General features: G+C 75.2%; 27 protein-coding genes and 1 pseudogene. 17 read left to right on the top strand and 11 right to left on the bottom strand.

Features of this window, described 5'->3' with window-relative positions:
* Positions 1-148: 148 nt before the first annotated feature.
* Entirely contained in the window at positions 149-457 is a 309-nt protein-coding gene (locus tag ACFYQQ_RS17405) for a hypothetical protein (protein ID WP_355793856.1), read from the bottom strand.
* Between the two features lie 160 nt (positions 458-617).
* Here ACFYQQ_RS17405 and ACFYQQ_RS17410 point away from each other — a divergent pair, with 160 nt between their 5' ends.
* The 5 genes from ACFYQQ_RS17410 to ACFYQQ_RS17430 all read left to right on the top strand — a co-directional run bounded on the left by ACFYQQ_RS17410 (position 618) and on the right by ACFYQQ_RS17430 (position 4741).
* Positions 618-1613: a helix-turn-helix transcriptional regulator gene (locus tag ACFYQQ_RS17410; RefSeq protein ID WP_356163752.1), complete on the top strand. Its 996-nt coding sequence runs from the start codon at positions 618-620 to the stop codon at positions 1611-1613.
* 303 nt (positions 1614-1916) lie between these two features.
* Positions 1917-2264: a hypothetical protein gene (locus tag ACFYQQ_RS17415; protein ID WP_355788623.1), complete on the top strand. Its 348-nt coding sequence runs from the start codon at positions 1917-1919 to the stop codon at positions 2262-2264.
* Between the two features lie 339 nt (positions 2265-2603).
* Positions 2604-3320, top strand: a complete 717-nt coding sequence (locus ACFYQQ_RS17420; RefSeq protein ID WP_388904821.1) for a DUF5994 family protein — start codon at positions 2604-2606, stop codon at positions 3318-3320.
* Positions 3317-3580 carry a hypothetical protein gene (locus tag ACFYQQ_RS17425; protein ID WP_355788620.1) on the top strand — a complete coding sequence of 88 codons (264 nt, stop codon included), beginning with the start codon at positions 3317-3319 and terminating at the stop codon, positions 3578-3580. The genes ACFYQQ_RS17420 and ACFYQQ_RS17425 overlap by 4 nt, the downstream gene beginning before the upstream one ends.
* 549 nt (positions 3581-4129) lie before the next feature.
* On the top strand, positions 4130-4741 hold the full coding sequence (locus tag ACFYQQ_RS17430; RefSeq protein WP_355788617.1) for a GNAT family N-acetyltransferase: 612 nt from the start codon (positions 4130-4132) through the stop codon (positions 4739-4741).
* A gap of 54 nt (positions 4742-4795) precedes the next feature.
* On the opposite strand, the gene ACFYQQ_RS17435 is transcribed toward ACFYQQ_RS17430, so the two are convergent.
* Positions 4796-5191 (bottom strand): DUF5994 family protein, encoded by a 396-nt coding sequence (locus tag ACFYQQ_RS17435; RefSeq protein ID WP_355788614.1) that lies wholly within the window; start codon positions 5189-5191, stop codon positions 4796-4798.
* Positions 5192-6194: 1003 nt separating this feature from the next.
* Here ACFYQQ_RS17435 and ACFYQQ_RS17440 point away from each other — a divergent pair.
* The 5 genes from ACFYQQ_RS17440 (at position 6195) to ACFYQQ_RS17460 (ending at position 10176) form a co-directional block, all read left to right on the top strand.
* Positions 6195-6614, top strand: a complete 420-nt coding sequence (locus ACFYQQ_RS17440) for an STAS domain-containing protein (RefSeq protein ID WP_356163750.1) — start codon at positions 6195-6197, stop codon at positions 6612-6614.
* A gap of 170 nt (positions 6615-6784) precedes the next feature.
* Positions 6785-7180 (top strand): helix-turn-helix transcriptional regulator, encoded by a 396-nt coding sequence (locus ACFYQQ_RS17445; protein ID WP_356163749.1) that lies wholly within the window; start codon positions 6785-6787, stop codon positions 7178-7180.
* 212 nt (positions 7181-7392) lie between these two features.
* A complete protein-coding gene (modA, locus tag ACFYQQ_RS17450) occupies positions 7393-8223 on the top strand; it encodes a molybdate ABC transporter substrate-binding protein (RefSeq protein WP_355792785.1) in 831 nt (276 codons plus the stop codon).
* Positions 8220-9038 carry an ABC transporter permease gene (locus tag ACFYQQ_RS17455; RefSeq protein WP_355792788.1) on the top strand — a complete coding sequence of 273 codons (819 nt, stop codon included), beginning with the start codon at positions 8220-8222 and terminating at the stop codon, positions 9036-9038. Before modA ends, ACFYQQ_RS17455 begins: the two co-directional genes overlap by 4 nt.
* A 37-nt stretch (positions 9039-9075) precedes the next feature.
* Entirely contained in the window at positions 9076-10176 is a 1101-nt protein-coding gene (locus ACFYQQ_RS17460) for an ABC transporter ATP-binding protein (RefSeq protein WP_355792791.1), read from the top strand.
* A gap of 22 nt (positions 10177-10198) precedes the next feature.
* Here ACFYQQ_RS17460 and ACFYQQ_RS17465 read toward each other — a convergent pair whose 3' ends face one another.
* From ACFYQQ_RS17465 to ACFYQQ_RS17480, 4 genes are all read right to left on the bottom strand, one after another.
* Positions 10199-11518: a hypothetical protein gene (locus tag ACFYQQ_RS17465; protein ID WP_356238161.1), complete on the bottom strand. Its 1320-nt coding sequence runs from the start codon at positions 11516-11518 to the stop codon at positions 10199-10201.
* 410 nt (positions 11519-11928) lie between these two features.
* Positions 11929-12849, bottom strand: a complete 921-nt coding sequence (locus ACFYQQ_RS17470) for an LAETG motif-containing sortase-dependent surface protein (protein WP_356238054.1) — start codon at positions 12847-12849, stop codon at positions 11929-11931.
* Positions 12850-13518: 669 nt separating this feature from the next.
* Positions 13519-13797, bottom strand: a complete 279-nt coding sequence (locus ACFYQQ_RS17475; protein ID WP_355788460.1) for an SCO5918 family protein — start codon at positions 13795-13797, stop codon at positions 13519-13521.
* Between the two features lie 202 nt (positions 13798-13999).
* Positions 14000-14203, bottom strand: coding sequence for a cold-shock protein (locus ACFYQQ_RS17480; RefSeq protein WP_010986199.1), 204 nt, complete (start codon positions 14201-14203; stop codon positions 14000-14002).
* A gap of 572 nt (positions 14204-14775) precedes the next feature.
* Between ACFYQQ_RS17480 and ACFYQQ_RS17485 the strand changes: the two genes are divergently transcribed.
* Complete coding sequence (locus ACFYQQ_RS17485; protein WP_356163747.1) at positions 14776-15573, top strand: hypothetical protein; 798 nt, start codon at positions 14776-14778, stop codon at positions 15571-15573.
* Positions 15574-15597: 24 nt separating this feature from the next.
* On the opposite strand, the gene ACFYQQ_RS17490 is transcribed toward ACFYQQ_RS17485, so the two are convergent.
* Positions 15598-16353 (bottom strand): ANTAR domain-containing protein, encoded by a 756-nt coding sequence (locus ACFYQQ_RS17490; RefSeq protein WP_355781179.1) that lies wholly within the window; start codon positions 16351-16353, stop codon positions 15598-15600.
* A 384-nt stretch (positions 16354-16737) separates the two neighbouring features.
* On the bottom strand, positions 16738-18081 hold the full coding sequence (locus tag ACFYQQ_RS17495; protein WP_355791921.1) for a helix-turn-helix domain-containing protein: 1344 nt from the start codon (positions 18079-18081) through the stop codon (positions 16738-16740).
* Between the two features lie 149 nt (positions 18082-18230).
* On the opposite strand from ACFYQQ_RS17495, the gene ACFYQQ_RS17500 reads away from it, so the two are divergent.
* The 3 genes from ACFYQQ_RS17500 (at position 18231) to ACFYQQ_RS17510 (ending at position 20823) form a co-directional block, all read left to right on the top strand.
* On the top strand, positions 18231-18407 hold the full coding sequence (locus tag ACFYQQ_RS17500) for a hypothetical protein (RefSeq protein ID WP_355791918.1): 177 nt from the start codon (positions 18231-18233) through the stop codon (positions 18405-18407).
* A gap of 76 nt (positions 18408-18483) precedes the next feature.
* Positions 18484-19731, top strand: a complete 1248-nt coding sequence (locus ACFYQQ_RS17505) for an amidohydrolase (protein WP_355791915.1) — start codon at positions 18484-18486, stop codon at positions 19729-19731.
* 90 nt (positions 19732-19821) lie between these two features.
* On the top strand, positions 19822-20823 hold the full coding sequence (locus ACFYQQ_RS17510; RefSeq protein WP_356163745.1) for an NAD-dependent epimerase/dehydratase family protein: 1002 nt from the start codon (positions 19822-19824) through the stop codon (positions 20821-20823).
* On the opposite strand, the gene ACFYQQ_RS17515 is transcribed toward ACFYQQ_RS17510, so the two are convergent.
* The 3 genes and pseudogenes from ACFYQQ_RS17515 to ACFYQQ_RS17525 form a co-directional block, all read right to left on the bottom strand.
* Positions 20813-21889 carry a hypothetical protein gene (locus ACFYQQ_RS17515; protein ID WP_356163744.1) on the bottom strand — a complete coding sequence of 359 codons (1077 nt, stop codon included), beginning with the start codon at positions 21887-21889 and terminating at the stop codon, positions 20813-20815. The two genes, ACFYQQ_RS17510 and ACFYQQ_RS17515, sit on opposite strands and share 11 nt — an antisense overlap.
* A gap of 175 nt (positions 21890-22064) precedes the next feature.
* Positions 22065-23204, bottom strand: a complete 1140-nt coding sequence (locus ACFYQQ_RS17520) for a HAMP domain-containing sensor histidine kinase (RefSeq protein ID WP_355794698.1) — start codon at positions 23202-23204, stop codon at positions 22065-22067.
* A gap of 537 nt (positions 23205-23741) precedes the next feature.
* Positions 23742-24473, bottom strand: a pseudogene (locus ACFYQQ_RS17525) (response regulator transcription factor); the annotation flags it as partial.
* 114 nt (positions 24474-24587) lie between these two features.
* On the opposite strand from ACFYQQ_RS17525, the gene ACFYQQ_RS17530 reads away from it, so the two are divergent.
* From ACFYQQ_RS17530 to ACFYQQ_RS17540, 3 genes are read left to right on the top strand one after another with little or no spacing between them, the layout of a single operon-like run.
* Entirely contained in the window at positions 24588-25343 is a 756-nt protein-coding gene (locus ACFYQQ_RS17530) for a glycosyltransferase family 2 protein (protein ID WP_388904822.1), read from the top strand.
* Entirely contained in the window at positions 25340-25972 is a 633-nt protein-coding gene (locus ACFYQQ_RS17535) for a DUF2064 domain-containing protein (protein WP_355792880.1), read from the top strand. Before ACFYQQ_RS17530 ends, ACFYQQ_RS17535 begins: the two co-directional genes overlap by 4 nt.
* A complete protein-coding gene (locus ACFYQQ_RS17540; RefSeq protein WP_388904823.1) occupies positions 25969-26742 on the top strand; it encodes a class I SAM-dependent methyltransferase in 774 nt (257 codons plus the stop codon). The genes ACFYQQ_RS17535 and ACFYQQ_RS17540 overlap by 4 nt, the downstream gene beginning before the upstream one ends.
* Positions 26743-26934 lie beyond the last annotated feature (192 nt).

Raw genomic sequence — 26934 nt, forward strand, 5'->3', positions numbered from 1 at the left:
CCGTATCCGGCGCCCGGCCCCCGAAGCCGTATCCGTCGGCCGTCAACCGTCCCGGACTCGTGTCCGCCGACCGCCCCGGACGGTCATCGGCCATCCGGCGCCCGCCCCGTACCCGTCCTGATACGGCTCCCCGACCCCCCCTCAGTCCTCAGTCCACCGGCTGCGGTACGAACGCCAGCGGGAGGACCGGCACCCCCGCGCCGGTCAGCCGGGCCCCGGCCAGCTCGGGCATCGCGCGCAGCAGCCGTTCGCAGACCAGGACGGCCCGCTCCTCCGCCTCCTCCAGGGCGCCCGCCAGCAGATAGAGGCCGAGGATGAGCCCCCGAGGCGGGCGCGGATGCACGGCGACGTGCTCGACACGGTCCGCGGGATCGATCGCGCGTCGCACCGATGCCCGTATGCCGGGCGGGAGTTGCGCGGCGTCGGACAACTCCAGCTGCGCGTGGACCAGATACATGGGCTCCAGCGTCTCAACGCGGGCGCTGGCGCGGGAGTTTCGCGGGCTGGACGGTTGCGGCCTGGGCCTGTTCCGTCCCTCCCTCTGTGACGATTCACCCACTCTCTGCGAAGATCCCCGACGGGCAGGGGATGTTCCACGCAGGGATCTGGGGGATCACATGACGACCGCACTTGGCCTCGACTCCGTCGCGGAGACCGTGTACCGCGCGATGCTCAGACACCCGGCGGCCGGCGTCACCGCGCTGACCGCGGTCGTGGAGCTGTCGGAGGAGGAGGTGCGGGACGCCCTCGACACCCTGAGCGAGCTGGCCCTGGTGCGCCCCGCCGCCGGGGACGCGGGCCGTCTGCGCGCCGTGTCGCCCGACATCGGGATGGAGGTCCTGATGGCCCGGCAGCAGGCGCAGCTCGCAGCGCACCAGCACCGTCTCGAAGCCTCGCGGGCGGCCGCCGCCCAGCTGATCTCCGAGTACGCGGAGCTCCGCCCCGCGACCAGCCATCCCGGAGTGGAACAGCTCGTCGGGCTCGACCAGATACGCGACCGGCTGGCCGTGCTCACCCGTGAGGTCACCGAGGAGTTCCTGACCTTCGCCCCCGGCGGGCCGCAGACCGCGGAGAACATGGCCGCGTCCCGGCCGCTCAACGAGGACCTGCTGCGCCGCGGGGTGCGTATGCGCACGGTCTACCTGGACAGCGTCCGCACCAGCCGGCCGACCGTCGAGCACGCCGACTGGCTGGCCGGCCTGGGCGGTCAGGTCCGTACGGTGCCGTCCCTGCCGACCCGGATGATCCTCATGGACCGGCGGATCGCCATGATGTCGGTCAGCAGCGACGACACGGCCGCGGGCGCGGTCCTCCTGACCGGACACGGCACGCTCACCGCGCTGTGCGCGCTCTTCGAGACCACCTGGGAGTCCGCCCGGCCGCTCGGCGAGGTCGTCCCCGTCGACCGGAACGGGCTCACCGGCCAGCAGGCGACCGCCCTGCGGCTGCTGGCCGAGGGCCACACCGACGAGGCGATCGCCAAACGCCTCGGGGTCTCCCCTCGTACGGCACGGCGGATCGCGTCCGAACTGATGGACCGGCTCAACGCGCGCAGCCGGTTCGAGGCCGGGGTCCGTGCCGTGCAGCGGGGCTGGCTCCCGGCCCGCCCCTGACGGCGGGAAGGGCGCGGAGGGCGGCCGCCGAGAACGGCCGGACGTGCCTCCGGGGCCACGACTCGCCTCCCGGGCAGGTGACCGGCCCGCAACTCTCCGTCGCCAGGAGTTCGTTGACAGCGGCCGTCGCCGGGCGTTGACTGGCGGGACGGTGCGGGCCGACCGGGCGGGCGGGGAGCGTCGAGGACCCCCGTCCGGATGTCGGGGTCCTGGGCGCGTAACAGGGCCCGCGGGCTCGGCCTGATCCGCACGAGGGCACGGCCGGCACCCGGTCGGCGCGACGCACAGGAAAGTGACGACACGATGATGTACGACCAGGCACGCGCCCAGCAGCCCCCGGACAAGGGTTCCGGAGCCGGCGCACGCCGGGTACCGGGGCCGGAGCCGCTGCTCCCCGCCGAGGAACGGGACCGGGTCTCCCAGCGTCTGCGGCAGGCCCTCCTCGACTTCGCCGACACCCCTCGTGAGGCCCTGGAGTCGGCCGAGAGCGCCCTCGACGACGTCACCGCGGAACTGGCGAAGGCCCTCGCGGAACGGCGCCGCAGCCTCCGGGCGGGCTGGCAGGACCAGGACGCCCAGGCGCAGGCGGAGGAGTTCCGGCACGCGCTGCGGCAGTACCGGGAGATCACGGAGCGACTCCTACGGCTGTGACCGGGCGGGCGCCGTCGCCCTCGTCCTGGCCGGCGCCCGGCTCTCCGGGCACACCGAGCGACGCACGCTGCGCTGACGGCGACGCGCGCGCCGCGTCGGGCCCGCATGTCCGGCCCACGATGTTCCGGCCGGGACGCGGCGCCGGCGGGGCTGACATCGCCGTCGTCAACGGTCACGGCGGGAAAGACGGTCCTCCAGGACGACGCGCCCGTCCGCTCCGCGGAGTAGCTTTGAGATACCGAGGGCATTTCGCATACCGGCTGCCACGCCGGGATCGTTCTCGGTGAGAAAAGGTGACACCGGGCCGTCCACAGGCCGTCCCGGAGACGGGTCGGCACCATGTCCGCCACCTACGAAGACCGCGAGCTGCCGCGGCAGAAGCAGCAGGACGACATCGCTCCCCGCCTCGCGCTCAAGGGCCCCACCGCGTCCGGCGGCCTCCTGGACGGTGCCTGGTGGCCGCGCTCGCGCGACCTCGCGCGGGAGCTGCCCGGGCTGGTCGATGCCCTCGAACCGCTGTGGGGCCGCGTCACGCGCGTCGCCGTCAACCCAGCCCACTGGGATGCCGTCCCCCGCCACGTGGCGGGTCGCGGGCACGTGGTGAAGGTCGGCTGGTTCACGCAGGAGCTGGATCCGCACAAGGTCCTGCTGCTGTCGTACTCCGTCGGTCGCTGGGACCTGCTCGTCGTCCCGCCCGGCACCGGGACCGCCGCGGCCGAGCGCCTCATGGCCGCCGCGTCCGATCCCGGCGCCGCCCCGCTGACCGCGAGCGCGCTGATCGCAGCGGAGGAGTCCCGGCACGGTGCCGATGCGCCCGGGACAGACACAGAGACGACGCCGGTACGGGACGAGGCCCCGCCGGTGCCGTCGGCGTCGGCTGGGGACGAGTCCACGCCGGTGCCATCCGCGTCGGCTCGGGACGAGTCCACACCGGCGCCGTCCGCGCCCGTACGGGACGAGTCGACGCCGGTGCCGGAGGATGACGCGGTCGCGGGCGCGGTTGCCGTGCCCGTGGTCGCCCCCGGTCCGCCCGCTCCCCTCGTCGCGGGGACGTGACGGTCGTGGAGGTCGTCCTGACCCTCACCGCGTACATGGTCCTCACCGCCGTGGCGGCCTTCGTGATCCGGCGGCTCAACTCCCTGCACGCCGGCCGGATCGCCGCGCACTCCTACGGCCGCCCGCTGCCGGGCCGGCGCCCCGAGAGCCGGGTCCCGTCCGGCCCACGGGGTACCGGCCGGGGTCCCGGCGACGGCGCCGCCCCGCCGGTCTCCGCCCCTCCGGACGACGGACGGGACGCCAACCGGGAGGGCCGGTAACTTCCCTACAGCAACGGCGAGTTCACACGCCCCGGCAGCACCGGGACCGGCCCTGCTGACCCTGGAGTGAGACCGGCCGACCGCGCGGGGGCGCCACGTCCCGGTCGGCGGCCCCCGACCGGGCGAACCGCTCCGGGACCCCGAGGGACCGGCCCCCGAGCGAGCCGGGCGGCCGGGATTGTCGGTGCCCGGGCCGGACTACCGTGCGGTCACCGGGGTTTCCGGCACATCGGCCGTCCGCCGACGGCGCCCCCGGCGGCGGCACCGGCGACGGCGGCACCGGATCGCCACGCACGATCCGGACCGGGGGCCCGCGCCCGCACGCGCCCGACGGCGACCTCGACGCGGACAGCGCGCGTCACGCCCCTCCCCGCCGCGCGGTCCGCCCCCTCCGGCCACCGACCTCTCCCCCGGCCTCAGGGACGGAGTCCGGCCGCCGCGCGGAACCGCGACGGCCACCCCGGATCCCGACGCCCGGTTTACCGCGTGGGCCGGCCCTGTCACGATGCCGAGTCCGGGGGTGTCCGTCCCGCGGCGGGGGAGGTCCGTATGGCCGAGGTGTACCTGCGCAGACTGTCCCGGTGGCAGGCCGAGCAGCAACGGGACGCCGTCGCGGACGTGCACGTGACGGCGTACCGCGGTGTCGCCGGTGCCGAGTACCGCGACCGCCAGAGCTATCTGCGCCGGTTCGAACAGCACGTCCAGCAGCCCGACTTCGACATGGTGGTCGCCGACGCGCACGGCCTGGCCGGCTGCGTCTACGGATTCCGGGTCGCGCGCACCGGCGACTGGTGGTCGGACTTCCGGGGCGAGCTGCCGCCGGACGTCGAGGAACTCACCGCCTCCGGGCGGACGTTCCTGCTGGCCGAGCTGATGGTGCTGCCGGGTCACCGGCGCCAGGGGGTGGCGACCCGGATGGCCGAGCGGCTGCTGGCCCGGCTGGGGAGCGACCTGGTCGTCGCATCGGTGAACCGGCCCGACGCGAACGGCCACGCGAACGTGGCGGCGAGGGCCCTGCACTCCTGGGGCTGGACGAGACTCGGTGGACTGGGCCCTCGCAACCCGCCCGGAGCAGGCCCCCGCACGAGTCCCGGCTCCGAGGCCGGTACGGGGCCGGGTGCGTGGGCCCAGGAGGTGTGGATCCGCAGACCCCCGCGCTGACCAACCGTCCCGGCACCACCGGCGGTCGCGTCCCCGGAGACGTCGGCGGTCGCCTCAGGGTGCCTCACCCGCCGCGGCCGCCATCAGCGGTACGGCCGCCGCCGCGTCGGCCTCCGGCGGCACGACCAGCAGGTCCCAGCGGCCGTGTCCGGGGCTGAGCAGGCAGACGGTGTGCCTGCCGTACGAACCCGCGGACCGGCGGAGCCGTACGACGTGGTTGGCGACGAGCATCCGGCCGGGCCCCGCCGGCCACATCGCGGTGTTGACGGTGACGCCGGTGATCTGGCCCCATGCGGCCGGCAGCCCGCCGAGCAGTAAGGGCAGTTCGACCAGGAGGTCGCGCGAGCGCGGCCACCACGCCCCGTCGATGGGACGCGGCGAGGTGCTGGGCGGTGCCAGCCGGAGCCGGACGAGGGGCTCGGCGGGCAGGGGCTGGAGGGCGGTGGCCATGGAGGCGCTCCTGTCTGGGGCACGGCTTCGGCGTGCCGAGGGCTCGTGTACGGCGGACTTCGGGGCGGAGCGGACGAGCGCGACGAACGGTCGAACCGGCTGACGGCCGCGCCTCCTCGGCCTCGGGGCGAGTGGTCCGGCCGGGGTCTCGGGCTGTCCGTCGCGTTGTTCGGTACGGGAGAAACAGTGGGTCGGGAGGCGGAAGGGGACGACCCTCAGGACGCGCGGGCCCCTCCGGTCATGGTGCGCATGAGCCCCTTCGCCGTGCGGGACGTGGCGGGCGAAGGGGGTGCGGGAGCACCGGCACGCCTACTGCGGGAGCGCCAACACGCCTACTTTGTAAGGTCGTTGACGCGCTCGCCGTACCGCTCGTCGGGGACGGGGGCGCGGGCGCCGCGAGGGGCGGGACGGTGCGCGGCAAGGACGGGCGCGCGGTCCGCGACGGGGCGCCGCACCGCCGGACACGCCTCGGCAGCGGGACTCGTACGTCGGACGCCTTCTGCCGTCATAGGGCGGAACCTGCCCCGGGCGATGGACGCCCGGCGTCGTCGTGAACAGAGGACGAGACCGGCCTGACCACCGGCGTACGACGAGTCCTCGGCGTCCCCAGCCTACTCCGCCGGTCCGGGACGGGGACGTCGGCGACCGGGGGGCCTCCGCACCACCGTCCCCCGACCGGACACGGGGCCCGGGGCGGCTGCCGTCCCGATCGGTGGCACGGGCGCCCTCGCCCGCCCCACGACCACCCCCTCTCCGGAGATCCGCTCGCGCCCCGGACAAGTTCGGCCACGACCCGGAGGGAAACCGGCTGGGCGCGGTCACGCCAGGGCCCCCGTGCGCCGGATCCGAAGCGGAACGGCCGGTCGGCGCGCGGAGCCATACGCTGGCCAGGCGGCAGCCCGAGCCCCCGGCCCTCTCCGTGCAGTCCCGACCCGCGCAACAGAGGCCCTGCGCAAGGCGCGGTTCCTCCTGAGGGCGGAACGAGGAAAGAGGAGTTGGGGCGATGGCCGTTCAGCCCGACCTGTTCGACGAGTGCCGGGTCGTCCGCGCCGACGGGGAGCTGGACCTGACGACGGTCCCGGCTCTCGTCCGCGGTCTGGAGGAAGCGCGCCAGGGCACCGCGCGCCGGTTCCTCATCGTCGACATACGCAGGGTGACGTTCATGGACGGCAGTGTCCTGGAGCCCCTTTGCTCCGCGTGGGAGGACTGCCGGAGGCGGCTCGGCTGGACCCGCGTCGTCTACACCCGGCCGGGCCTGGGCCTGGTGCTCGGAGCGGCCGGGCTCCGGGGCCGCTTCCCCCGGTACGCGAGCGCCCAGGACGCCTGGCGGGGCGTACCGGCGGACCGGGCCACAGCGGCTGCCCGGCACGTCCGGGGACGGCCCGCTCCGGGCCCGGCCCCCTACGACGACCGGGCCCCGTAGCGCACCCGGCGCCTCGGCGTGACCGCGGGGTGAGTCCCCCGCGGTCCGCGCGGTGTCAGGCGGCCTGCGGCGCAACGGCTGACGGTGCCGGGCTCCCGAGCACGGGAGTGCCCGGGAGGACGGCACCCGAGGTTTGCGGGTGCCAGGTTTTCGCGCCTATGTTGGCGCGCATGCAGTCCTACACCATCGGCCAGGCGGCCCGTCTGCTGGGCGTGAGCCCGGACACCGCGCGACGGTGGGCGGACGCCGGCCGGGTGGCCACGCACCGCGACGAGGGCGGCCGGCGGCTCGTCGACGGCCGGGACCTGGCGGCGTTCTCGGTCGAGCTCGCGAAGAGCGGTGCCGAGGAGGAAGGCGCCTCGCTCACCTCCGTGCGCAACGCCTTCCCCGGCATCGTCACCGCCGTCAAGCTCGGTGACGTCGCCGCCCAGGTGGAGATCCAGGCCGGCCCGCACCGGCTGGTCTCCCTGCTCACCCGTGAGGCCGTGGAGGAACTCGGCCTGGAGGTCGGCATGGAGGCCACCGCTCGCGTGAAGTCCACCAGCGTGCACATCGACCGCACGTAGATCCCCGCGGACGTACCCCACCGGCCGGCGCTGCCCCTTGCCGTGGCCGGGGCGCGTGCGCGCCTCCGCCCGCATCACACCGTAGAAACGCACATGCGTGCATCTACGGCTTCTGGACCGGCTCATGCGATGCGACAGGAGACTTTCGGCTCGCATCTGCGGAAGTATGATCGGCGTAGGCCCGTCCGAACGTCCAGAGGAGTGCTCTCGTGATGACCCGTTCCGCGCGCCGGACGCGCCGTATCCGCCGGACCCTCCGGGCGGCCGGTGCGGGCACCGCCGTACTGCTGGCCGTGAGCGCCTGCTCCTCCTCCGGATCGGACGCGGACGCGGACTCCGCGGCCGGGTCGGGGGAGTCCGGGAAGCTCTCGGGGACGGTGACCGTATTCGCCGCCGCCTCGCTGAAGGAGAGCTTCACGAAGCTGGGCGCGCGGTTCGAGAAGGCCCACCCCGGTACGGAGGTGACCTTCAACTTCGGGGGCAGTGACACGCTGGCCGCCGGTATCACCGGGGGCGCCCCCGCCGACGTGTTCGCCGCCGCCAGCCCCAAGACGATGGCGATCGTGACGGACGCGAAGGGCACGGCCGGCGCCCCGGTGACCTTCGTGCGCAACCAGCTGGAGATCGCCACCCTGCCGGGCAACCCCGACAAGGTCTCCTCGCTGAAGGACCTCGGCAGGTCCGGCCTCAAGGTCGTGCTGTGCGACCGGACGGTGCCGTGCGGCGCCGCCGCGCAGAAAGCGCTGGACGCGAGCGGCGTGAAGCTCACCCCGGTCTCCTACGAGCAGGACGTCAAGAGCGCCCTGACCAAGGTGGAGCTGAAGGAGGCCGACGCCGCGGTGGTCTACAAGACCGATGTGAAGGCGGCGGGTGACAAGGTGGAGGGCGTGGAGTTCCCCGAGTCGGCCGACGCCGTCAACGACTACCCGATCGCCCTGCTCAAGGACGCGCGGGACACCGCCGTGGCGAAGGCGTTCATCGCGCTGGTGCGGTCCGCCGACGGGCAGCGGGTGCTGACGTCCGCCGGGTTCCTCGCGCCGTGACCGGCCGGCGGCGCGGGCGGGCCGGGACCGGCGCGCGGGGCAGGGCCCCGCTGCCCCTCCTGCTGCCCGCCCTCGTCGGCCTGGTCTTCCTGCTGCTGCCGCTGGTCGCTCTGCTGGTCCGGGCTCCGTGGCGCAGTCTTCCGGAGCAGCTGACCAGTCCGGAGGTCTGGCAGGCCCTCCAGTTGTCGATAGTCACCGCGACGGCGGCCACCGCGGCGAGCCTGGTGATGGGCGTGCCGCTGGCCTGGCTCCTCGCGCGCACCGACTTCCCCGGCCGCGGTTTCGTGCGCGCCCTGGTGACACTGCCGCTCGTCCTGCCCCCGGTCGTGGGCGGTGTGGCCCTGCTGCTCGCGCTCGGCCGCAACGGCGTCGTCGGGCAGTGGCTCGACTCGGCCTTCGGGATCACGCTGCCGTTCACGACGGCGGGGGTGGTGGTCGCGGAGACGTTCGTGGCGATGCCGTTCCTCGTGATCAGCGTGGAGGGCACGCTGCGGGCCGCCGATCCGCGCTACGAGGAGGCGGCGGCGACCCTCGGCGCGTCCCGCTTCACCGCGTTCCGCCGGGTGACGCTGCCGTTGATCGCGCCCGGGATCGCTGCGGGGTCCGTGCTGGCGTGGGCCCGCGCGCTCGGCGAGTTCGGCGCGACGATCACGTTCGCCGGCAACTTCCCCGGCCGTACGCAGACCATGCCGCTGGCCGTCTACCTCGCCCTCCAGAACGACCCGGCCGCGGCGATCGCGCTGAGCCTGGTGCTGCTGGTCGTGTCGATCGCCGTGCTGGCCGGGCTGCGGGACCGCTGGATGACAGCGTCATGAGCCACGGCCGACCGCGCCACCACCGGAGGGAACCGTCATGACGGACACCGCCGACCACCCCGGGACCCCGGCCCCCACCGGCCACACACCGTCCGCGAAGGGGCTGGACGCGCGGCTGCTCGTGGAGCGCGGGAGTTTCCGGCTGGACGTCGAGCTGCGTGCCGCGCCAGGTGAGGTCGTCGCGCTGCTCGGGCCGAACGGGGCCGGAAAGACCACCGCGCTGCGGGCGCTCGCCGGGCTCACACCGCTCTCCGAGGGCGGCCGCCTCCACCTGGACGGGGCCTCCCTGGACGGGAGACCGCCGGAGTCCCGACCGGTGGGCGTCGTCTTCCAGGACTACCTGCTCTTCCCGCATCTGTCCGCCCTGGACAACGTCGCGTTCGGGCCGCGCTGCCAGGGGCTGCCGAAGGCGGCGGCCAGGGAGCGGGCCGCCGGATGGCTGGAGCGGATGGGGCTCGCCGAGCACGCGGACGCGAGACCGCGCCGGCTCTCGGGCGGGCAGGCCCAGCGCGTCGCCCTCGCCCGGGCCCTGGCGACCGGCCCCCGGCTGCTGCTCCTGGACGAACCGCTGGCCGCGCTCGACGCCCGCACCCGGCTCGACGTACGCGCCCAACTCAGGCGCCATCTGGCCGACTTCGAGGCCGTCGCCGTCCTCGTCACGCACGATCCACTGGACGCGATGGTGCTGGCGGACCGGCTGGTCGTCGTCGAGCAGGGCCGGGTCGTCCAGGAGGGCACCCCATCCGACATCGCCCGGCATCCGCGCACGGACTACATCGCCCAGCTCGTCGGCCTGAACCTCTACCGGGGCCGGGCCGAGGGCCACACCGTGACCCTGGACGCGGGCCCGGCGATCACCACGACCGAGAACCTGTCGGGTCCCGTCTTCGTGGCCTTCCCGCCGGCCGCGGTGACGCTCCACCGCGACCGCCCGACCGGCTCCAGCGCCCGGAACCTGTGGCAGTGCCGGGTCACCGGCCTGGAGACCCACGGCGACCAGATCCGCGCGGACCTCACCGGCGAACTCCCCCTCGCCGCCGACCTGACCACCGTCGCCGCCGCCGAACTCGGCCTGCACCCCGGCGCCCCGGTCTGGGCGACGGTCAAGGCCACGCAGACGCACGCGTACCCCGCCTGACCACCGGTCAGGGGGCCGCGGCTCAGGGGGCGACGAAGGCGTACATCCCGGCGACGGGCCGCGGCCGCCAGGTGCGGGCGTAGGGCGGGGGCCGGCCGCCGGGCTCCGACAGCGCGGCGACCGGCATCCGCCGCGTGGCCCGCTCGACGCCCTCCCGCGTGATGTTCGCGTTGTGGCCGGTGACGTTGGCGGAGGAGCAGCCGGCGTAGAAGGCGATGGGGATGGCCTCTTCGCCGGTGAGCAGGCAGGGCGGCCGTACGCCGATGCGGTGCAGCGCGGCGGCCGTGCGGGCCCAGTCCCGGTGTGCGGCGGTCGTACGGTCCACGGCGCGCTCCAGCACCGCGTACTGCACGGCGAGATGAGCGGCGAGTCCGAGCGACACCAGCGTCACGGTCACCGGGCGCCAGGCCCGGGCCGGGGCGGTGAGGAGGAAGGCCAGCGCGTCGGCGACGGGGATCGCGAGCAGGGCGTAGACGGGGAGCAGGAAGCGCGGCGCGGCGTACCCGATCATCAGGAGGTAGGGAATGCCGGCGGTCACGGCGCAGGCGAGCGGCAGCAGCGTGCGTGCCGGGCGCCGGGTCCGCACGGCGACCGCCGCGCCGAGCGCGGCGAGCAGCGGCAGCGCGAACCACCACAGCAGGACCGCCGTGCTCGGCAGCGGCCCGCCGCACGGGCGGCACAGGGCGCGTCCGTCCATGCTGCGCAGCTGGTCCAGGACGGCGATGTTCCAGCCCAGGCCGCCCTGGATGCGGGCGGCCTCGGCCAGGCGTTCGCCCAGGCCGCCGAAGCCCGCGTAGGCCTCGACGACCCACTCGGCGGCGCCCGCGACGAGCCCGGCGGCCGGCGCCGCCAGCAGGCCCCACCGCCGCGCGCGCACGGCGACGGCCAGCAGGGGCAGGACCGTCCACACGGCGTCGGTGGGCCGCATCCACGCCATCAGCGCGACGCTCACGCCGAAGCCCCACAGCAAGCGGCGGTCGCGGCGGTCCGCGCGGGCCCGCAGGAACAGGCCGACCGCCGCCAGCGCGCCGACGGCGACCCAGTAGTTGGGCATGGCCTGGGGTCCGTAGAACAGGGTCACCCACAGCGTCGCGAACAGGGCCCCCGCGAGCGCGAGGGTGCGCGGCGGGAACAGTCCGCGCCAGGCCCGCAGCGCCAGGAACAGGCCGAGCCCCGACAGCAGCGCCAGATACGTCCGCAGCAGCCCGGTGGACGACGACCAGGAGGCGACCGGCGCCACCAGCAGGGACACCCCGCGGGCACGCGGCGCGCTGAAGAACGCCGCCGGGCTGTGCGCGCTGACCTGGCTGACGTACACCACCTCGTCCCAGCCGAGGCCCATGCGGGGGTCCACGAGGAGCAGCTGGGCGAGGGTGAAGGCGCACGCGACGAGGGCGGGCCAGGAGCGGCCGGTCTCGGGCGGCGCCGTGGCGCGCGGCCCCGGTGAGGGCGCCCGCCCCTCGGCACCGACGGTCCGGACGCCCACGGCCCTGGCCTCGTCCACCCTCCACCACCCCCGTGAGCACGACGGACCGCACGGGTGCGTACGAGCCCTGTCCGCCCGTACCCGTCACGGAAATTACCGGACAAATTACCCCGTATCTATCCGCACCGCCCGTAGGTGGGCCGGTCGCCACCGGTTCCGGAGGGCCGTCCGCACGGCGGCGGGCGGGCCGCCCGCGCCCGGGGACGGGGAAGGGCCCGGCACCCTGTGAGCGGGAGCGCCGGGCCCTTCGGTGGGGACGGGGTCGGTCAGGAGCGGGACTTGGCCGTACGGCGGCGGGTCGCCACGGCGATGGCCGCACCGGCGGCGAGCAGAGCGGCGGCGCCGCCCGCGATCGGGAGGGTGTTGCCGCCGCCGGTCTCGGCGAGGTCGCCCTCCGGAGTGGACTCGCCTCCGGCGGGCGTGGGCGCCGCGGGCGTGGTGGACTCCGCGTCGGACGGCGTGGACTCCGGCTTCGAGGCCGACGGGGTGGCGGACGCGGGCGGGGTCGAGGCGGGCGCGGTCGACGCCGGGGGCGTGGACGCCGGCGGGGTCGTCTCCGGCGTGCCGGGCGTCTCGGACGTGCAGTCCTTCGTGCCGCCGTTCCACGCGGCGATCAGCTTGTCCTTGATGACCGGGCGGTCCGGGCCCTGCGGCACGTCACCGTGCTCGAAGCCGTCGTTCGCGTCGGTCCGGCCGTCGAACTTGACCTTGCCCCGGTACAGGTCGACCTGCGCGAAGCAGCCCGCGTCCGGCACCGAGATGTCCAGCGAGTCCGTCTCGCCGCGCTTCACGGTCACGGTGTCGAAGTCGTGGAAGACCTGGACACCGGAGGTCTTGAAGGTCGCGCCGTGCGTCCGGTAGGCGGCGAGCGACGCCGTGCACGTCGCGGCGTCCTCGGCGGCCCGCACCTTGATGTGCACCTTGCCGTCCTCGGTGGGCCGGAGGTTCAGGTCGTCGACGCGGACGGAGTCAGCGAACTCCTTGCCGTCCAGGGAGAACTGGCAGCGATCCGTCTCCGTCACCGTGCCCGGCCCCTGTCCGGACGTGTATCCGCGGCCGGCCCCGTCCCAGCCGTCGCCGCCCGGTGTGTCGGTGGCGTACGCGCTGGTCGTGACGGCGGAGAGGGCGACGACCGCCGCGCCCGTCCCCAGCAGGCAGCGCATCGTGACACGTCTCGCTATGGACATGCGGATCCCATCGTGAGGTTGCGAGACCCGGGCGACGGCAGCGGGCAGCACAAAGCAGCCGGGGGCCGGCCGCACCGGGGATCAAGGGTCGAAGAAACACCGGGCTCATTGGTCACATGTGCCACGGTGCGACCACATCGTCGGCCAACGCGTGAGCACTGTCAACCTTGTTGAACGCGCACATACTTCACGGGTCGTCACATGACGGCCACACAGGGAACCGGATATTCCGGCGACCGCGTGAGATGCGCCGAGGTCACCGCCGTGAGGGCACGACGATCCAGGTCACGAAGGAACGGACAACTGGACTGCCCACGCCCGCATGTGAACCGGGTCGCCGCCAACTGACGCCGGTTGGCGGGGACTTCACCGCAGCGCAGACAGGGCCGCGGAGAGCTGGGTCGGACCGGGCCCGGAAGACACACGGGAGAGCCGGTCCGAGAGGAGTGACGCAACGGCGGAGCCGGCCCAAGAGGGGGTCACGCACGGCGGAGCCGGTCCGAGAGTGGGCACGGACGGCGGGTCCGGGTCCGGGTCCGGGAAAAGGGGAACGCACGGCGGAAGGCCGTGCGTGAAGGGGGCCGGAAAGCAGTCGACGCGGCCGGTCGCGTGTTGCTGCGACCGCCGCGTCCGTCCCGGCCGGACCGGCCGGGGAAGTACCGCTCGGGGTTACGCCGTCTCGGTCCAGCTCGGCGCCGCGGGGGCGGCCGGAGCGGCGGCGGGACGGCAGGTGAAGCCGAGCCGCGTGAGCGCGCGGGCGACCTCGGACTCCGTGAAGTCACGGCGGTCCTGCTTGGTGATCACTTCGCCGACCTGCTTGATGGGGTACGTGTGCGAGCCGACGGTCACGGATCCACCGGTGACGGGTTCCGGCCGGACACCCGACATCGAGTGCTCCACCTCGCTCTTGATGAGGTCGAACGGGAAACGGGCGATCACACAACGCATGGTGCCTCCGCGGGGCGAAATTCAGTGCTGATCCGGACGAGGAACAGGGCCTTGCGCGGCGCAGAAAGCGCGGAAAGCCGTACTCGAAAATGCCCGGAAAACGAAAAAGCAGGTGGCCGGGGCCCGCACCCCGTGGTGCGGGCCCCGGCCACCTGTAACGCGTCAGCCAACCCGTGGGTCAGGCGTCAGCCGTGTCCCAGGACTAGGCGGGGACGATGTTCTCGGCCTGCGGGCCCTTCTGGCCCTGCGTGACGTCGAAGGTCACCTTCTGGCCTTCCTGGAGCTCACGGAAGCCCTGGGTGGCGATGTTCGAGTAGTGGGCGAAGACGTCAGCGCCGCCGCCGTCCTGCTCGATGAAGCCGAAGCCCTTTTCAGCGTTGAACCACTTCACGGTACCAGTAGCCATGTCATATCTCCTTACGGGAGCAGTGCTCGAAGGCCCGCACTGTGCGGACCCGCGGTCGCCGCGATGATTGCCCCGTCCGGAGAAAAACACCGGAAATTCAGAAGCGAACCGCCCAGTACTGACCGGGTGGTGCGCTCCAAGACTTTGGGAACCACAACTGCAACTGAAATCGACAGTAGCACGGCAGCTGCCGGAGAGGGCGGGCCACTATGCCACCCCTTCCGAAGAAATAACAAAACCTGTCGGCGCATCCCGGCGATTTCTGCTTCCGCCACGACAGATATCCGTCGGGGCTCGTTGGAGGGCTCAGCGGCCTTTCCAGTCCCCCCAAGACCGAGCGGCCTCCCGCGCGCCGGGGGCCGACGGACACCGGACGGGCGCCCGCGGTGTCACCCACGTCACTCGTACGTCACCCGTACGGTCCGGCGCGGTGGTGGACGCGTACGAGGAATGGTGCCTTGAGGCAGACGGGCACGAGTGATCACCCGCGGCACCCGGGACCGGGGCGCGGACACTCCCCTGCCCGGCCCGAAGGCCCGGACGCGTCGCCCCGCACCGCTGGAGGTACCGCCATGCACCGTCTGCCCCGCGTTCTCGCCACGGCCCTGGCAGCGGGCGCGCTGCTGACGAGCGCGGCCTGCTCGGCCGGCGGCGGCCCGGGCCGGGGCGCCGGTACGTACGCGGGCGCGGGTGACACGAGGGCGTCGGGCGAGCGGCGGCAGGCGGCGCCCGCGGCCGCCGCAGCGCTCAGCGACGCGCAGGCCGCGCACGCGCGGCTCGCCCTCGACGACCTCGGCTCCCGGTGGGCGCCCACCGAGGGGGCCGCCACCTGGCACGACGCCCTGCTGAAGGGCACGGCGCAGGACGCGGACTGCCGGCGGCTGCTCGACGGGCTGTACGAGGACGCGCTGCTGGGAGAGCCATCCGGCGGACGGGCCGTGGTCGGCTTCGACGACACCGAGAACGGGGCCCAGCTGCGCCATGTGGTCGCCGCGTACGACCGTTCCCGGCTGGACGCCTCCATGGAGTGGCTGCGGGGTCTGCCCGCGCGGTGCGGCGAGTTCACGGCGACGGACGGACAGGGGGTGGAGCGGGCGGTGCAGCTCGTGGAGTCGCCGCTGCCCGGGCTCGGGGACGCGCGGCAGGGGCTGCGGATGACCGTGAGCGGGGACGTCGAGCAGATCCCCGCCACCCTCACCCTCGACATCGTCGCCGTCCGCGTCGGCGACAGCGCCTTCGTCCTCACCGACGGCGGGCTGTACGGCACCGACGAGGAGTCCACCGCGCGGGCCGCCGAACGCGGTACGCAGCGGCTGAAGGCCGTCCTGGCCGACCGGGCCGCCGGGGCGCCGTCGACCAGGCGGCGGTGACCCGGGGGCGGTGACGCCCGCCTGCTACTCGCGGTGGAACCGCTTGCGGTGCGCGAGCACCTCGCGGGCCGCCACGCCCGCCGTACTGCCGTCCGCGAAGGCGTACGCGCGCAGCCGGGCCAGCGCGTCCTCCGGGCCGATGCCGAGCTGGGCCATGATCATGCCGATGGCCTGGTGGATCTCGTCGTGGTCCGAGGTCAGCCGGCTCAGCCACGAGTCGTCGCCGCGCATCCCCGTCCACTCCCCGCGCGGCAGGGACATCAGGGCGACCGTCACGACCCCGGCCACCAGCCGTCCGGTGCTCAGCTCGCGCCGGGTCGGTTCGCCGGGGGAGTCCCGGTAGAGGTCCAGCGTGCCGACGCACACCCGCGCGTCGCCCAGCGGCAGCGAGTACACCGCCCGCACACCGGCACCGGTGGCCTCCTCGGCGAAGACGGGCCAGCGGCCCGCGTCGGCGCCCCGCGTCAGGTCACAGGCGATGACGGCGGTTCCGGCCGCGGCGGCGTCCAGGCAGGGGCCCTCGCCCAGCGTGCCCTGGACGTCCGCGATCCGGGCGGCGGTCGCGTCGCTCGCGCCCAGCCGCACGGGCAGTCCGTCGCTGCGCAGCGACATGCTGGCCCCGCTGACCGGCAGCAGTTCGACGGCCGCCGCGCACAGCCGCCCGGGCAGTTCCTCGGGCGGTACGTCCCAGACGGCGTCCGCGATCGCCACGGCGACCTCGAAGTCGGCATCGGCCGCCCCGTCGGCGGAGGCGTCCCGGAACTCCGGGGCCTCGTCCACGCGGCACTCCGGCGCGGTGTCCGGACCGGGCCGCCCCCGGGGCCCGGGTGGCGGCGAACCGTCGCCGCCCCCGGCACCGGGGTCCGCTCCCGCCGCCGTCCGTCCTGCGGTTCCGGGGTCCACCCCGTTGTCGTGTGTGCCGTCGTCGCCGTTCGGCTCACGGGCGTCCGGAGAGTCGTCACCGGAGCCCGACGAGCCGCAACCGCCCTTCCTCGACCGCACGGCCACCGCCTCCTTCCGCGCCTCGCCCGTCGACCAGCCGTGTCCGGCGGAGTGCGTGTTCGCGTCCGAGTACCCACGGGGGCGGATCCAAGCGGACGGCTCGCGACCGGGCTCGGGAATCCTCCGGTGCGGCGGGCAGGTGCGGGGGCGAACCCCGACCCGTCAGAGCGGGGGCTGGGCCGGGGCTGGGCCGAGGGTGGTGGTGCCGGGGGCCGTGCGGTGGCCGAGGCCCGTGCGGTAGGCGTCGAGCGCGGCCTCCACGCGGCCGGTGCGGCGCAGCAGGTCGCCGAGGAGGCGGCACAGGTCGGCGAGGTCGCCCGCGGCCCCGGCGCGTTCCAGCAGGCTCATGGCGCGGACGTAGTGCTCCTCGGCCGCGTCCGTGTCGCGGGCGTCCTCGGCGATGATGCCGAGGAGGCGGTGGGCGCCCGCCGAGTGCACGGCGCCGCGCTCGGAGCTGAGGTCGCCCAGCACCTCGCGCAGCAGCGCCGCAGCCTCCTCGGACTTCCCGCGCCGGTGCAGGACGTCGGCCAGCTCGACGTTGACCTGGCTGGTGTAGAGGGCGGCGCGTTTGGCGGTGAGCATGGTCTGGGCCTCCCGCAACTCGGCCTCGGCGCGCTCCAGTTCGCCGTTCTGCGCGTACAGGTAGCCGCGCATCCAGTGGCAGTTGGCGAGTTCGGTACGGATCTGGAGCTGGCGGTAGAGCTCGGCGGCCTTGGCGAGGGACGCGTCGGCCTCGGCGGTGCGGCCCTCGGCGAGCAGGGTGCGGGCGACGGAGCGGTGCATGCGGGCGACCAGCGCGGGGTCGCCGACCTGGGGTGCCAGGGCGAGCGCGAACTCGGCGGCCTGGGCGGCGCGGGCGTGCGCGCCCATGTCCATGTAGGGCGCGATGACGCCCGTGTAGAGGAGCAGGAGCGCGTCGGGGTCGTGCAGGCCGGTGCGGTTCAGTTCGTCGAGCGAGGACTCGAACAGGTAGCAGGCGTAACGCAGTTCGCCCGCGAGGTAGTGGGAGACGGCCCGGCCGCGCAGGGCGGGGACGCGCAGCGGCAGCGGGGCGTCCCCGAGCCGCTGCTCCGACTGCTCGAAGCGGGTGCGGGCGGTCTCCAGGTCCCCTGTCTCCAGGGCGCATTCGCCGAGGCCCAGCAGGGCGGCGGCCTGTTCGGCGACGAGCCCGTGCGCCTCGGCGTCGGCGAGCAGCGCGCCGTACTGCTCGGCGGCCACCTCGGCCTCTCCGGTGGCGAGGGTTCGCTGCGCGTCCGTCAGCCGCAGCCGCAGGCCGGTGGCGAGGTGGGCGGGCCGGCCGGTCGCCAGCTCGTCGTAGGCCACGCCGAGCCGCTCGGCGATGTGCCGCAGCGCCGGTTCGGAGGCGCGGACGCGGCCGGCCTCCAGGGTGGAGATGTAGGCCGGCGTGTACGCCGGTTCCGCCAACTGCTTCTGTGTCAGACCGCGTTCCGTCCGCAGCTGCTGCACCCTGCGCCCGATGATCCCCGGGTCGTCGCGCTCCGCCATGAATTAAGCATGCCATTAAGGGGAGTTACATCCGGACGCCTTTTGACTTTCGTTTAACTCCCCCTGTGCGTCTTGCCCTTGGCCCATGGGTGGCTCTACGTTAAGCGGCGCATTAAACGTGCTTAACACGCCGCTGTTGCGAGGTCGCCGTGCTCCGACGCCTTTCCGCCCGCCATCTGCGCGGCCTCGGTGCCGCGGTGGTCGCCGTGGCCGCGCTGGTCACGGCCGCGAACGCCGGTCCCGCCAGGGCGGACGGGCTCCCCGCGGCCCCGCACACCGTCCACGCTCCGGACACCGCCCGCGGGGCCGATCCGCGGCTGCCCTGAGCGAAGGGCCCGCGGCCCGGCGAGAACACCCGTCACACGCCTGCCGCACCCGCCGCCCGGCGCCTACGCTGACGCCGTGACCTCTGCCGCCGCACGCACCGCGCTGGACCTCACCGCCGACCTCCCGGTCCCCGCCCTGGAGGACCTCTACCGGGACCTGCACCGCCACCCCGAACTGTCGCTTCGCGAGCACCGCACGGCGGCGGCCCTCGCCGGCCGGCTCCGCGCGGCCGGCTACGAGACGGCCGAGGGCGTCGGCGGCACCGGAGTCGCCGCGCTGCTGCGCAACGGCGAGGGGCCCACCGTCCTGCTGCGCGCCGACATGGACGCGCTCCCGGTCACCGAGGAGACCGGACTGCCCTACGCCTCCGAGCGCGACGGCGTCATGCACGCCTGCGGACACGACCTGCACGTGACCTGGCTGACCGGCGCGGCCGAGGCGCTGGCGGCGGGCCGCGACACCTGGTCGGGCACCCTCCTGGTCGTCGGCCAGCCCGCCGAGGAGACCGGCGAGGGCGCCGCGCTGATGGTCGGGGACGGTCTGTACGAGCGCTTCCCGCGGCCCGACGTGCTGCTCGGCCAGCACGCGGCACCCGGCCCCGTCGGGCTCTACGCCCACTCCCCGGGCCTGATCATGTCGGCCTCGACGGACATCGACATCGTCGTCCACGGGCGCGGCGGGCACGGCTCGCGGCCCGAGTCGACGGTGGACCCGGTGGTGACGGCCGCCTACCTGGTGACGCGGCTGCAGACCGTCGTCAGCCGGGAGATCGCCGCCCGCGAGCCGGCCGTCCTCACGGTGGGCCGCATCGAGGCGGGCACCCGGCACAACATCATCCCGGCCGAGGCCCGCGTCGAACTCAACATCCGTACGCAGTCCGACGAGGTCCGCGACCGGATGATCGCCGCCATCCGCCGGATCGCGGCCGGTGAGTGCGCGAGCGCCGGCTGCCCGCGCGAGCCGGACGTCACCGTCGGCAACACCTTCCCGGTCACGGTGAACGACCCCGAGACCGACCACCGCGTCGCCGCCGTGCACGGCAGGGTGTTCGGCGCCGGGACGATCCTCGACCCCGGGCCCGCGATGGGCAGCGAGGACTTCGCGCGGCTCGCGGAGCACGAGGGCGGGCGGCTCCCCTACTCCTACTGGTTCGTGACGAGCACGCCCGCCGACGTCTGGGACGCGGCCCCGGGCACCGACCTGATGGAGAAGTTCGCCGCGGTCCCCGGCAATCACAGCCCGCACTTCGCACCGGACCTGTCGACCGTCGTGCCGGGGGTGCGGACGCTGGTGTCCGGGGCGCTGGCGTACCTCGTCCACTGACGCCGCGCCCGTACGCCCCGGTCTTACGGAGTGGTGACGTGCGGCGCGCGGTCCGCGACGCGGCGCGGCCGCGCCCCTAGCGTGGGCGGCATGCGGGTACTGGTCACCGGCGGAGCCGGGTTCATCGGGTCGGAGATCGTCACGGCACTGCGCGCGCGGGGCCACGAGGCGGTCGTCTACGACGTGCGGGAGGGCCGGGACGTACGCGACCCGGCGTCGGTGGCGGAGGCCCTGCCCGGGGTGGACGCGGTGTGCCACCAGGCGGCGCTGGTCGGGCTCGGCAACGGTTTCTCCGACGCCGCCGAGTACGTCTCGCGCAACGACCTCGGCACGGCGGTGCTGCTGACGGCGATGGCCGAGGCGGGGGTGCGGCGGCTGGTGCTGGCCGGCTCGATGGTGGTCTACGGGGAGGGCCGGTACGCCTGCGGGCGCCACGGCGTCGTGCGCCCGGGCCCCCGCGCCGAGGCCGACCTCGCCGCCGGCCGCTTCGAGCCCGCCTGCCCGGTGTGCGGCGACGACCTGGTCCCGGGACTGGTCGCGGAGGACGCCCCGGCCGACCCGCGCAACGTCTACGCGACGACCAAGCTGGCGCAGGAGCACCTGGCCGCCGCCTGGGCCAGGAGCACCGGGGGCGGGGCGGTGTCGCTGCGCTACCACAACGTCTACGGGCCCGGCATGCCCCGCGACACCCCGTACGCGGGCGTCGCGGCGTTCTTCCGCTCCGCGCTGGCCCGGGGCGAGTCCCCGCGGGTCTTCGAGGACGGCGGGCAGCGCCGGGACTTCGTGCACGTGCGGGACGTGGCGGCGGCCAACGTGCTGGCGCTGGAGGCCGGTCCGGCCGACGGCACCTTCACCGCGTACAACACGGGGAGCGGGGACCCGCACACCGTCGGCGAGCTGGCGCACGCCCTCGCCGCCGCCCACGGCGGCCCGCGGCCGGTGGTCACCGGCGAGTACCGGCTGGGCGACGTCCGCCACATCACGGCGGACTCCGCCCGGCTCCGGGCCGACCTGGGCTGGAAGCCGGAGGTGGCCTTCGAGGACGGCATGCGGGAGTTCGCGGGCGCGGCCCCGGAGTCCGTCAGCCGGTGAGCTGCGCGGACCGGAGTCCGTCGAGGCGGCGCTGGATGTGGAGCAGCGCGCCCTCGCGGCGGCCCGGGACTCGGCGGCGCAGCTCGGCCAGGGCGGGGGCCAGTTCGCGGGCCCGGCCCGCGTCCTCGATGCGGCCCCACTGGTGGTGGGCGCGGTCGGCGGCCGATTCCACGGCGGGCGCGTCCGGGGACTGCCCGGCGCCGAGCCGTACGGTGGCGACCGCGAGCCAGGCCCGGCAGCTGTGGACGGGATCGCCCGCGAACATCGCGAGGTCGGCCCGGACCTCCATCCAGTGCAGCGCCTGCTCGGAGGCGGGGCCGTGGGCGCGTACGGCCGTCCGCTCCCACTGCTCGGCCAGCGCGGCGGCCTCCGCGTGCCGGCCGGCCTGCACGGCGGCGGTGATCGCCGCGTGCGGGTCGGGCGCCACCGGCACCCTGCCCTCCGCCGACAGCACGACCCCGGGCGCGTCGCCGTCCGCGAGCGCCCGCGTCAGGGCCAGTTGGTGCAGCTGCTCCGGCACCGGCCGGTGGCCGCTGCGCAGGATGGTGGCCAGGGACCTCATGTACGCCGGTGCCGCCACCGTACGGCGGGGCGGGGGCGGCGCGATCCGCCCGTAGAGGCTCACGCCCGGGCCGGCCGTGAGCGGCTGGGACGCCAGCGCCTGCCAGGCCTCCGCGTCCGCGTGCAGGTCGGCGAAGAGCGTGGTGGTGCCCGGCGGGCGCAGCCGCAGCTCCTCGCGGACCCAGTGCCAGGGGAACGCCGTGTAGCGGACCGTGGCCGGGGTGGTGCGCGCCAGCGCGAGGTGCGGCAGCCGTTGCCTGCGGTCGAGCTGGAGCTGGCCGGTGAGGTACACGGTCAGCGGTCCGGCGGACGTCGCGGCGGCGCGCAGGCGGGTGAGGACGGCCTGGGGGTCCAGCGGGTCGGCGAGCTCGACCACGTTCGCCGTCTCGGCGCCGGACAGCACGGCGGGTGCCACGGCGGCGAGGACGGGGAGCACGGAGGCCGCGTCCACCAGGCATCCCCTGCCCACCGGCGAGGCCGCGAGCAGCAGCACGGTTCCGGGCATCGTTCCCTCCCCCATCGATCACCTACGGCAGCACCGTAACCGCTGCGCGTGCAAACGGGGGACCTCGCGGGGGCCGTACGTGCGAACACCCGGCGCCTGCCGGGCGGTTGCGCCCGGCGCCCGTCCCCGGCGTTCACACCGTCGGCGTACCGGGGAAGAGGCCGGTCTACGGCCCCTAGGCCCGCACCTCCGTGCCGGGGAACGTCGTCGGCAGGGTGGGGAGCGTCACCTCGAAGCGGCAGCCGCCGGAGACGTTGCGTACGGCGGCGCGGCCCTGGTGGGCCTCCACGATGCCGCGCACGATGGCGAGTCCGAGGCCGGCGCCGGCCGGGGGCGTCCGGGCGTGGGTGCCGCGCCAGCCGGTGTCGAAGACGCGCGGCAGGTCCTCCTCGGGGATGCCGCCGCAGCCGTCGGTGACGGACAGCACGACGCCCTCCGGCGAGCGTTCCGCCGCCACCGCGACGGTCCCGTCGGCGGGGGTGCGGCGGATCGCGTTGACGAGGAGGTTGCCGAGTACACGGCTCATCTCCTTGCCGTCCACCTCCACGGGCAGCGGTTCGACCCGGTCCCCGACCAGGCGTACGCCGTGCTCGCGGGCCAGCGGGTCCGCCCCGGCGAGGGCGTCGCCGACGAGGTCGTACAGGGAGATCCGGGACGGGGAGAGGGCGAGGGAACCGGCGTGGATGCGGGAGAGTTCGAAGAGGTCGCCGACCATGCCGTTCAGGCGCTCGACCTCCGTGCGGATCTGGCGCAGGTAGCGGGCGGGGTCGGCGGCGACCCCGTCCTCCAGCGCCTCCGACATCGCGCGCAGCCCGGCGAGCGGGGTGCGCAGGTCGTGGGAGATCCAGGCGACCAGCTCGCGGCGGGAGGTCTCCAGGGCGCGCTCGCGGTCGCGGGACTCGGCCAGCTTGGCGCTCGTGGCCTGCAACTCCCGGCTCAGCGCCGCCAGTTCGGCGGTGGCCGGACCCGCGGGGGCGGCGAAGGCGCCGCCGTCGCCGAAGGAGCGGGCGGCGAGGGTCAGGGCGCGGCTGCGGCCGACGACCCAGCGGCCGAGCAGCAGCGCGGTGGCCAGCGAGACCACGGCGGCCATCGCCACCACGGTCGTCACCACGGTCAGGTCGTGCGGGGACAGGAACATCGCCCACGCGACGGCGAGGGTGCCCGCGAGCATCGCGGTCACGGCGACGGCGGCCACCACGGCGAGGGAGGCGGTGAGCGAGCGCCGCCGGATCAGCCAGAGCACGAACGCCCCGAACAGCCCGGCCGCGGCGGCCCCGAGAAAGGCGAAGAGGGCTATGAGCAGCATGTCGCGCATGGGCTACGGCTCCTGCGTGGGCACGTGCGGGAGGACCCCGCCGGGGGTGGAGGCGGGGGGTGGGGACAGGTCGGGGTCGGGCGCCGAGGACGTCTCGGGGGCGGCGGGCCCGGGCGGCGAGGCGGGCTCGGGAGCGGCGGGCTCGGGCGGTGCGGGGGCAGCGGGTGCGGGGGCAGTGGGATCGGAGGTGGCCGTCGTCCCGGGTGCGGGGGCAGTGGGATCGGAGGTGGCCGTCGTCCCGGGTGCGGGGTCGGGAGGCCAAGGCGAGCTGGGGGCGGGTGGGTTCGTGGCGTGGCCCGATGCGGCGGAGGAAGCCGGGGTGGGGCCGGGTACGGCAGGGGAGGCCGGGGTGGGGCTCTGGAGGGTGCCCGCATACGGGGGCACCCCGTCCGGCTCCGGCGCGGGGTCCCCTTCAGCAGACGCCCCGTCCGGATCTGGCCCGGGGTCCTCTCCGGCAGGCGCCCCGGTCGGTCCCGGCGCTGGGTCCTCTACGGCGGGCGCGCGGTCCGGGGCGGGCATGGGTACGGCGGCGGGGCCCTCGAAGCGGTAGCCGACGCCCCACACCGTGTGGATCAGCCGGGGCCTCGCGGGGTCGTCCTCGACCTTGCCGCGCAGCCGGCGGACGTGGACCGTGACGGTCGACAGGTCGCCGAAGTCCCAGCCCCAGACCTCGCGCATCAGCTCCTCGCGCCCGAAGGCCCGTCCGGCATGGCGCAGGAGGAACGCGAGCAGGTCGAACTCCCTTACCGTCAGGGCGAGTTCGACACCGTCCTTGGTGGCCCGACGAGCACCGGGGTCGACGGTCAGGCCGCCCGCGCGGAGCGGGCGGGCCCCGGCGGCGGGTCCGGTGCGGCGCAGTACGGACTCCACGCGCAGCACCAGCTCGCGCGGGCTGAAGGGCTTGGTGACGTAGTCGTCGGCGCCCACCTCCAGGCCGAGGATCCGGTCGTCCTCGTCCCCGCGCGCGGTGAGCATGATGACCGGCACCGGCCCCCGCGCCCGCATCCGCCGGCACACCTCCAGGCCGTCCATCCCCGGCAGCATCAGGTCCAGGACGACGAGGTCAGGCCAGTGGGCGGCCGCCCGGGCGAGTGCCTCGGTCCCGTCACCGGCGCGGTCCACGACGTAACCCGCGCGGTCCAGATAGCCGGAGACGATCTCGGCCACGGTGGGGTCGTCGTCGACGACGAGCACGCGGGCGCCCCCGGCGGCCCCCCGGTCGCGCCGGGCACCCCTGATCTCCGGTGACTGGTACGGCTGCTGCTCCATGCCGCCAGCCTCGCACCGCCCCGGTCCCCGTGGCGCCCCCGCGGCGGTCCGAACCCCTGACGTCCGTGTTTCGTAAGGAGCCCGAGTCCGCTTTGTCCCCTTTGTGTTCGTAGGGTGAAACCCGTGACGACCTCTCCCGCATCGGAACCGGAATCGGCCCCGGCCACGGACACGGCATCCGTCGACGTGGTCCTGCCCTGCCTGAACGAGGCCGAGGCCCTCCCCTGGGTCCTCGACCGCATCCCGCCCGGCTGGCGGGCGCTGGTCGTGGACAACGGCTCCACGGACGGCTCGGCGGACCTCGCCCGCGCTCTCGGCGCGACCGTCGTCCACGAGGAACGCCGCGGCTTCGGCGCCGCCTGCCACGCGGGACTGACCGCGGCCACGGCGGACATCGTGTGCTTCTGCGACTGCGACGCCTCGCTCGACCCCTCGCTGCTCGCGACCTTCGTCCGCGAGGTGCGCGAAGGAGGCGCGGACCTGGTGCTGGGCAGGCGGCGCCCGCAGGGCCGCGGCGCCTGGCCCGCCCACGCCCGCGCGGGCAATCTCGCGCTGTCCCGGATGCTCCGCCGCCGGACCGGCCTGCGCCTGCACGACCTCGGCCCGCTGCGGGCCGCCCGCCGTGCCCCGCTGCTCGCCCTCGGGATCACCGACCGGCGCAGCGGCTACCCCCTGGAGATGGTCGTCCGCGCCGCCGACGCCGGCTGGCACGTCACCGAGCACGACGTCCCGTACCTGCCGCGCAGCGGTGCCTCCAAGGTGACCGGCACCTGGCGCGGCACCTGGCAGGCGGTCCGCGACATGAGCCGGGTCCTGGCCGCGCCCGCCACCGCGCCCGTCCCCCTCTCCCTAGGAGGCACCGCCCAGTGAGCACCGCCCACGCCACCACCCTCCTCGTCATCGCCAAGGAGCCGCGCCCGGGGCGGGTGAAGACCCGGCTCACCCCGCCGTTCACGCCCGAGGAGGCGGCTGCGCTCGCCGAGGCCGCGCTCGCGGACACCCTCGACGCGGTGCTGGCCGCCCCGGCCCGGCGCCGCGTCCTGGTGCTGGACGGGACACCGGGACGCTGGCTGCCGCCCGGCTTCGACGTCGTACCGCAGTGCGCGGGCGGCCTCGACGAACGCCTCGCCGCCGCGTTCGCGGGCTGCGCCGGCCCCGCCCTCCTGATCGGCATGGACACCCCGCAGGTGACGCCCGCGCTCCTGACCGTCGACTGGCGGGAGGGCGACGCCTTCTTCGGGCCGGCCGCGGACGGCGGCTTCTGGGCCCTGGGCCTGGCCGAACCCGATCCGGACCTGCTGCGGGGGGTCCCGATGTCGACGGCGGCCACCGGTGCCGTGCAGCGGGGGCGGCTGACCGCGGCCGGCCTGCGCGTACGGGACCTGCCCGTGCTGCGGGACGTCGACACCGCGCCCGACGCCGCGCGGGTCGCCGGGGCGGCGCCGGACGGACGGTTCGCGGCGGAACTGACCCGGCTGACGGCGGTCGCCGGACGATGAGCGCACCCACCGAGAGCGCCGCACCCGCCTGGTGTGCCGACCCTTACGCCGACGCGCTGCGCGCCGGCCGCGGACCCCTGTACCTGCGCCGCAACGACGGCTGGCTGCTGCCGCTGGAGGTGGAGCGGTGGTGCGCGGACGCCGACGTGGTGGACCTGGAGGTGCTGCGGCGGTGCGAGGGCGCCGTCCTCGACGTCGGCTGCGGCCCCGGCCGGCTCGTCGCGGCGCTCGCGTCCCGCGGCCGGCCGGCCCTCGGCGTCGACGTCAGTGAGGCGGCCGTCGCCCACACGCTGCGGCTCGGCGGACAGGCCCTGCTGAGGTCCGTGTTCGACCCGCTGCCGGGCGAGGGCCGCTGGGACACCGCGCTCCTCATCGACGGGAACGTCGGCATCGGCGGCGAACCCCGCACTTTGCTGCGCCGGATCGCCCGGCTCCTGGCCCCCGGCGGCCTGCTGATCGCCGAGAGCGCCCCGGTGGACGTGGACGAGCGGGTGCACGTACGGGTCTCCGACGGCCGGGGCGCCGCCGGTACCCCCTTCCCCTGGGCCCGGCTCGGCGCCCCGGCGCTGCTGCGGCACGCCCGCCGGGCCGGTTTCCGCGCCGAGGCTCAGTGGGCCGCGGGCGGGCGCTCCTTCGTCGCGCTGCGCCGCCGCGACGCCCTCGACACCCGCAGGGCGAGCAGCGCCGCCGAGCCCGCGAACAGCACCGCGGTGATCAACAGCCACCGGGCCAGGAACCCGTCGCCCGACAGGCTCGTGGCCGACGTGTAACGGTCCGCCACCTGCCCGCTGATCAGCGGGAACCAGACCAGCAGGAGCAGCCCCGACAGCGCCGCCGGGACGCGGACGAAGTTCCGCCACTCCCGGCGGCCGGCCGTGCCGAGCGCCCCGCCGACGGCCCGGTCCGCCGCCACGTACAGCGGCAGCAGCACCAGGTCGTGCAGCAGCGCGGCGCCCACGATC

The sequence above is a fragment of the Streptomyces sp. NPDC005496 genome, assembly GCF_042872045.1.
In the GTDB taxonomy this organism is placed as follows: Bacteria; Actinomycetota; Actinomycetes; order Streptomycetales; family Streptomycetaceae; genus Streptomyces.

Bases quoted from the DNA above. Each gene is read 5' to 3' on its own strand.
- ACFYQQ_RS17480 (WP_010986199.1), bottom strand. From the start codon at position 14,203: ATGGCTACTGGTACCGTGAAGTGGTTCAACGCTGAAAAGGGCTTCGGC.
- ACFYQQ_RS17475 (WP_355788460.1), bottom strand. From the start codon at position 13,797: ATGCGTTGTGTGATCGCCCGTTTCCCGTTCGACCTCATCAAGAGCGAG.
- ACFYQQ_RS17420 (WP_388904821.1), top strand. From the start codon at position 2,604: ATGTCCGCCACCTACGAAGACCGCGAGCTGCCGCGGCAGAAGCAGCAG.
- ACFYQQ_RS17465 (WP_356238161.1), bottom strand. From the start codon at position 11,518: ATGGGCCTCGGCTGGGACGAGGTGGTGTACGTCAGCCAGGTCAGCGCG.
- ACFYQQ_RS17415 (WP_355788623.1), top strand. From the start codon at position 1,917: ATGATGTACGACCAGGCACGCGCCCAGCAGCCCCCGGACAAGGGTTCC.
- ACFYQQ_RS17460 (WP_355792791.1), top strand. From the start codon at position 9,076: ATGACGGACACCGCCGACCACCCCGGGACCCCGGCCCCCACCGGCCAC.
- ACFYQQ_RS17405 (WP_355793856.1), bottom strand. From the start codon at position 457: ATGTATCTGGTCCACGCGCAGCTGGAGTTGTCCGACGCCGCGCAACTC.
- ACFYQQ_RS17510 (WP_356163745.1), top strand. From the start codon at position 19,822: ATGCGGGTACTGGTCACCGGCGGAGCCGGGTTCATCGGGTCGGAGATC.
- ACFYQQ_RS17495 (WP_355791921.1), bottom strand. From the start codon at position 18,081: ATGGCGGAGCGCGACGACCCGGGGATCATCGGGCGCAGGGTGCAGCAG.
- ACFYQQ_RS17515 (WP_356163744.1), bottom strand. From the start codon at position 21,889: ATGCCCGGAACCGTGCTGCTGCTCGCGGCCTCGCCGGTGGGCAGGGGA.
- ACFYQQ_RS17485 (WP_356163747.1), top strand. From the start codon at position 14,776: ATGCACCGTCTGCCCCGCGTTCTCGCCACGGCCCTGGCAGCGGGCGCG.
- ACFYQQ_RS17430 (WP_355788617.1), top strand. From the start codon at position 4,130: ATGGCCGAGGTGTACCTGCGCAGACTGTCCCGGTGGCAGGCCGAGCAG.
- ACFYQQ_RS17470 (WP_356238054.1), bottom strand. From the start codon at position 12,849: ATGTCCATAGCGAGACGTGTCACGATGCGCTGCCTGCTGGGGACGGGC.
- ACFYQQ_RS17435 (WP_355788614.1), bottom strand. From the start codon at position 5,191: ATGGCCACCGCCCTCCAGCCCCTGCCCGCCGAGCCCCTCGTCCGGCTC.
- ACFYQQ_RS17440 (WP_356163750.1), top strand. From the start codon at position 6,195: ATGGCCGTTCAGCCCGACCTGTTCGACGAGTGCCGGGTCGTCCGCGCC.
- ACFYQQ_RS17445 (WP_356163749.1), top strand. From the start codon at position 6,785: ATGCAGTCCTACACCATCGGCCAGGCGGCCCGTCTGCTGGGCGTGAGC.
- modA (WP_355792785.1), top strand. From the start codon at position 7,393: ATGACCCGTTCCGCGCGCCGGACGCGCCGTATCCGCCGGACCCTCCGG.
- ACFYQQ_RS17520 (WP_355794698.1), bottom strand. From the start codon at position 23,204: ATGCGCGACATGCTGCTCATAGCCCTCTTCGCCTTTCTCGGGGCCGCC.
- ACFYQQ_RS17540 (WP_388904823.1), top strand. From the start codon at position 25,969: ATGAGCGCACCCACCGAGAGCGCCGCACCCGCCTGGTGTGCCGACCCT.
- ACFYQQ_RS17410 (WP_356163752.1), top strand. From the start codon at position 618: ATGACGACCGCACTTGGCCTCGACTCCGTCGCGGAGACCGTGTACCGC.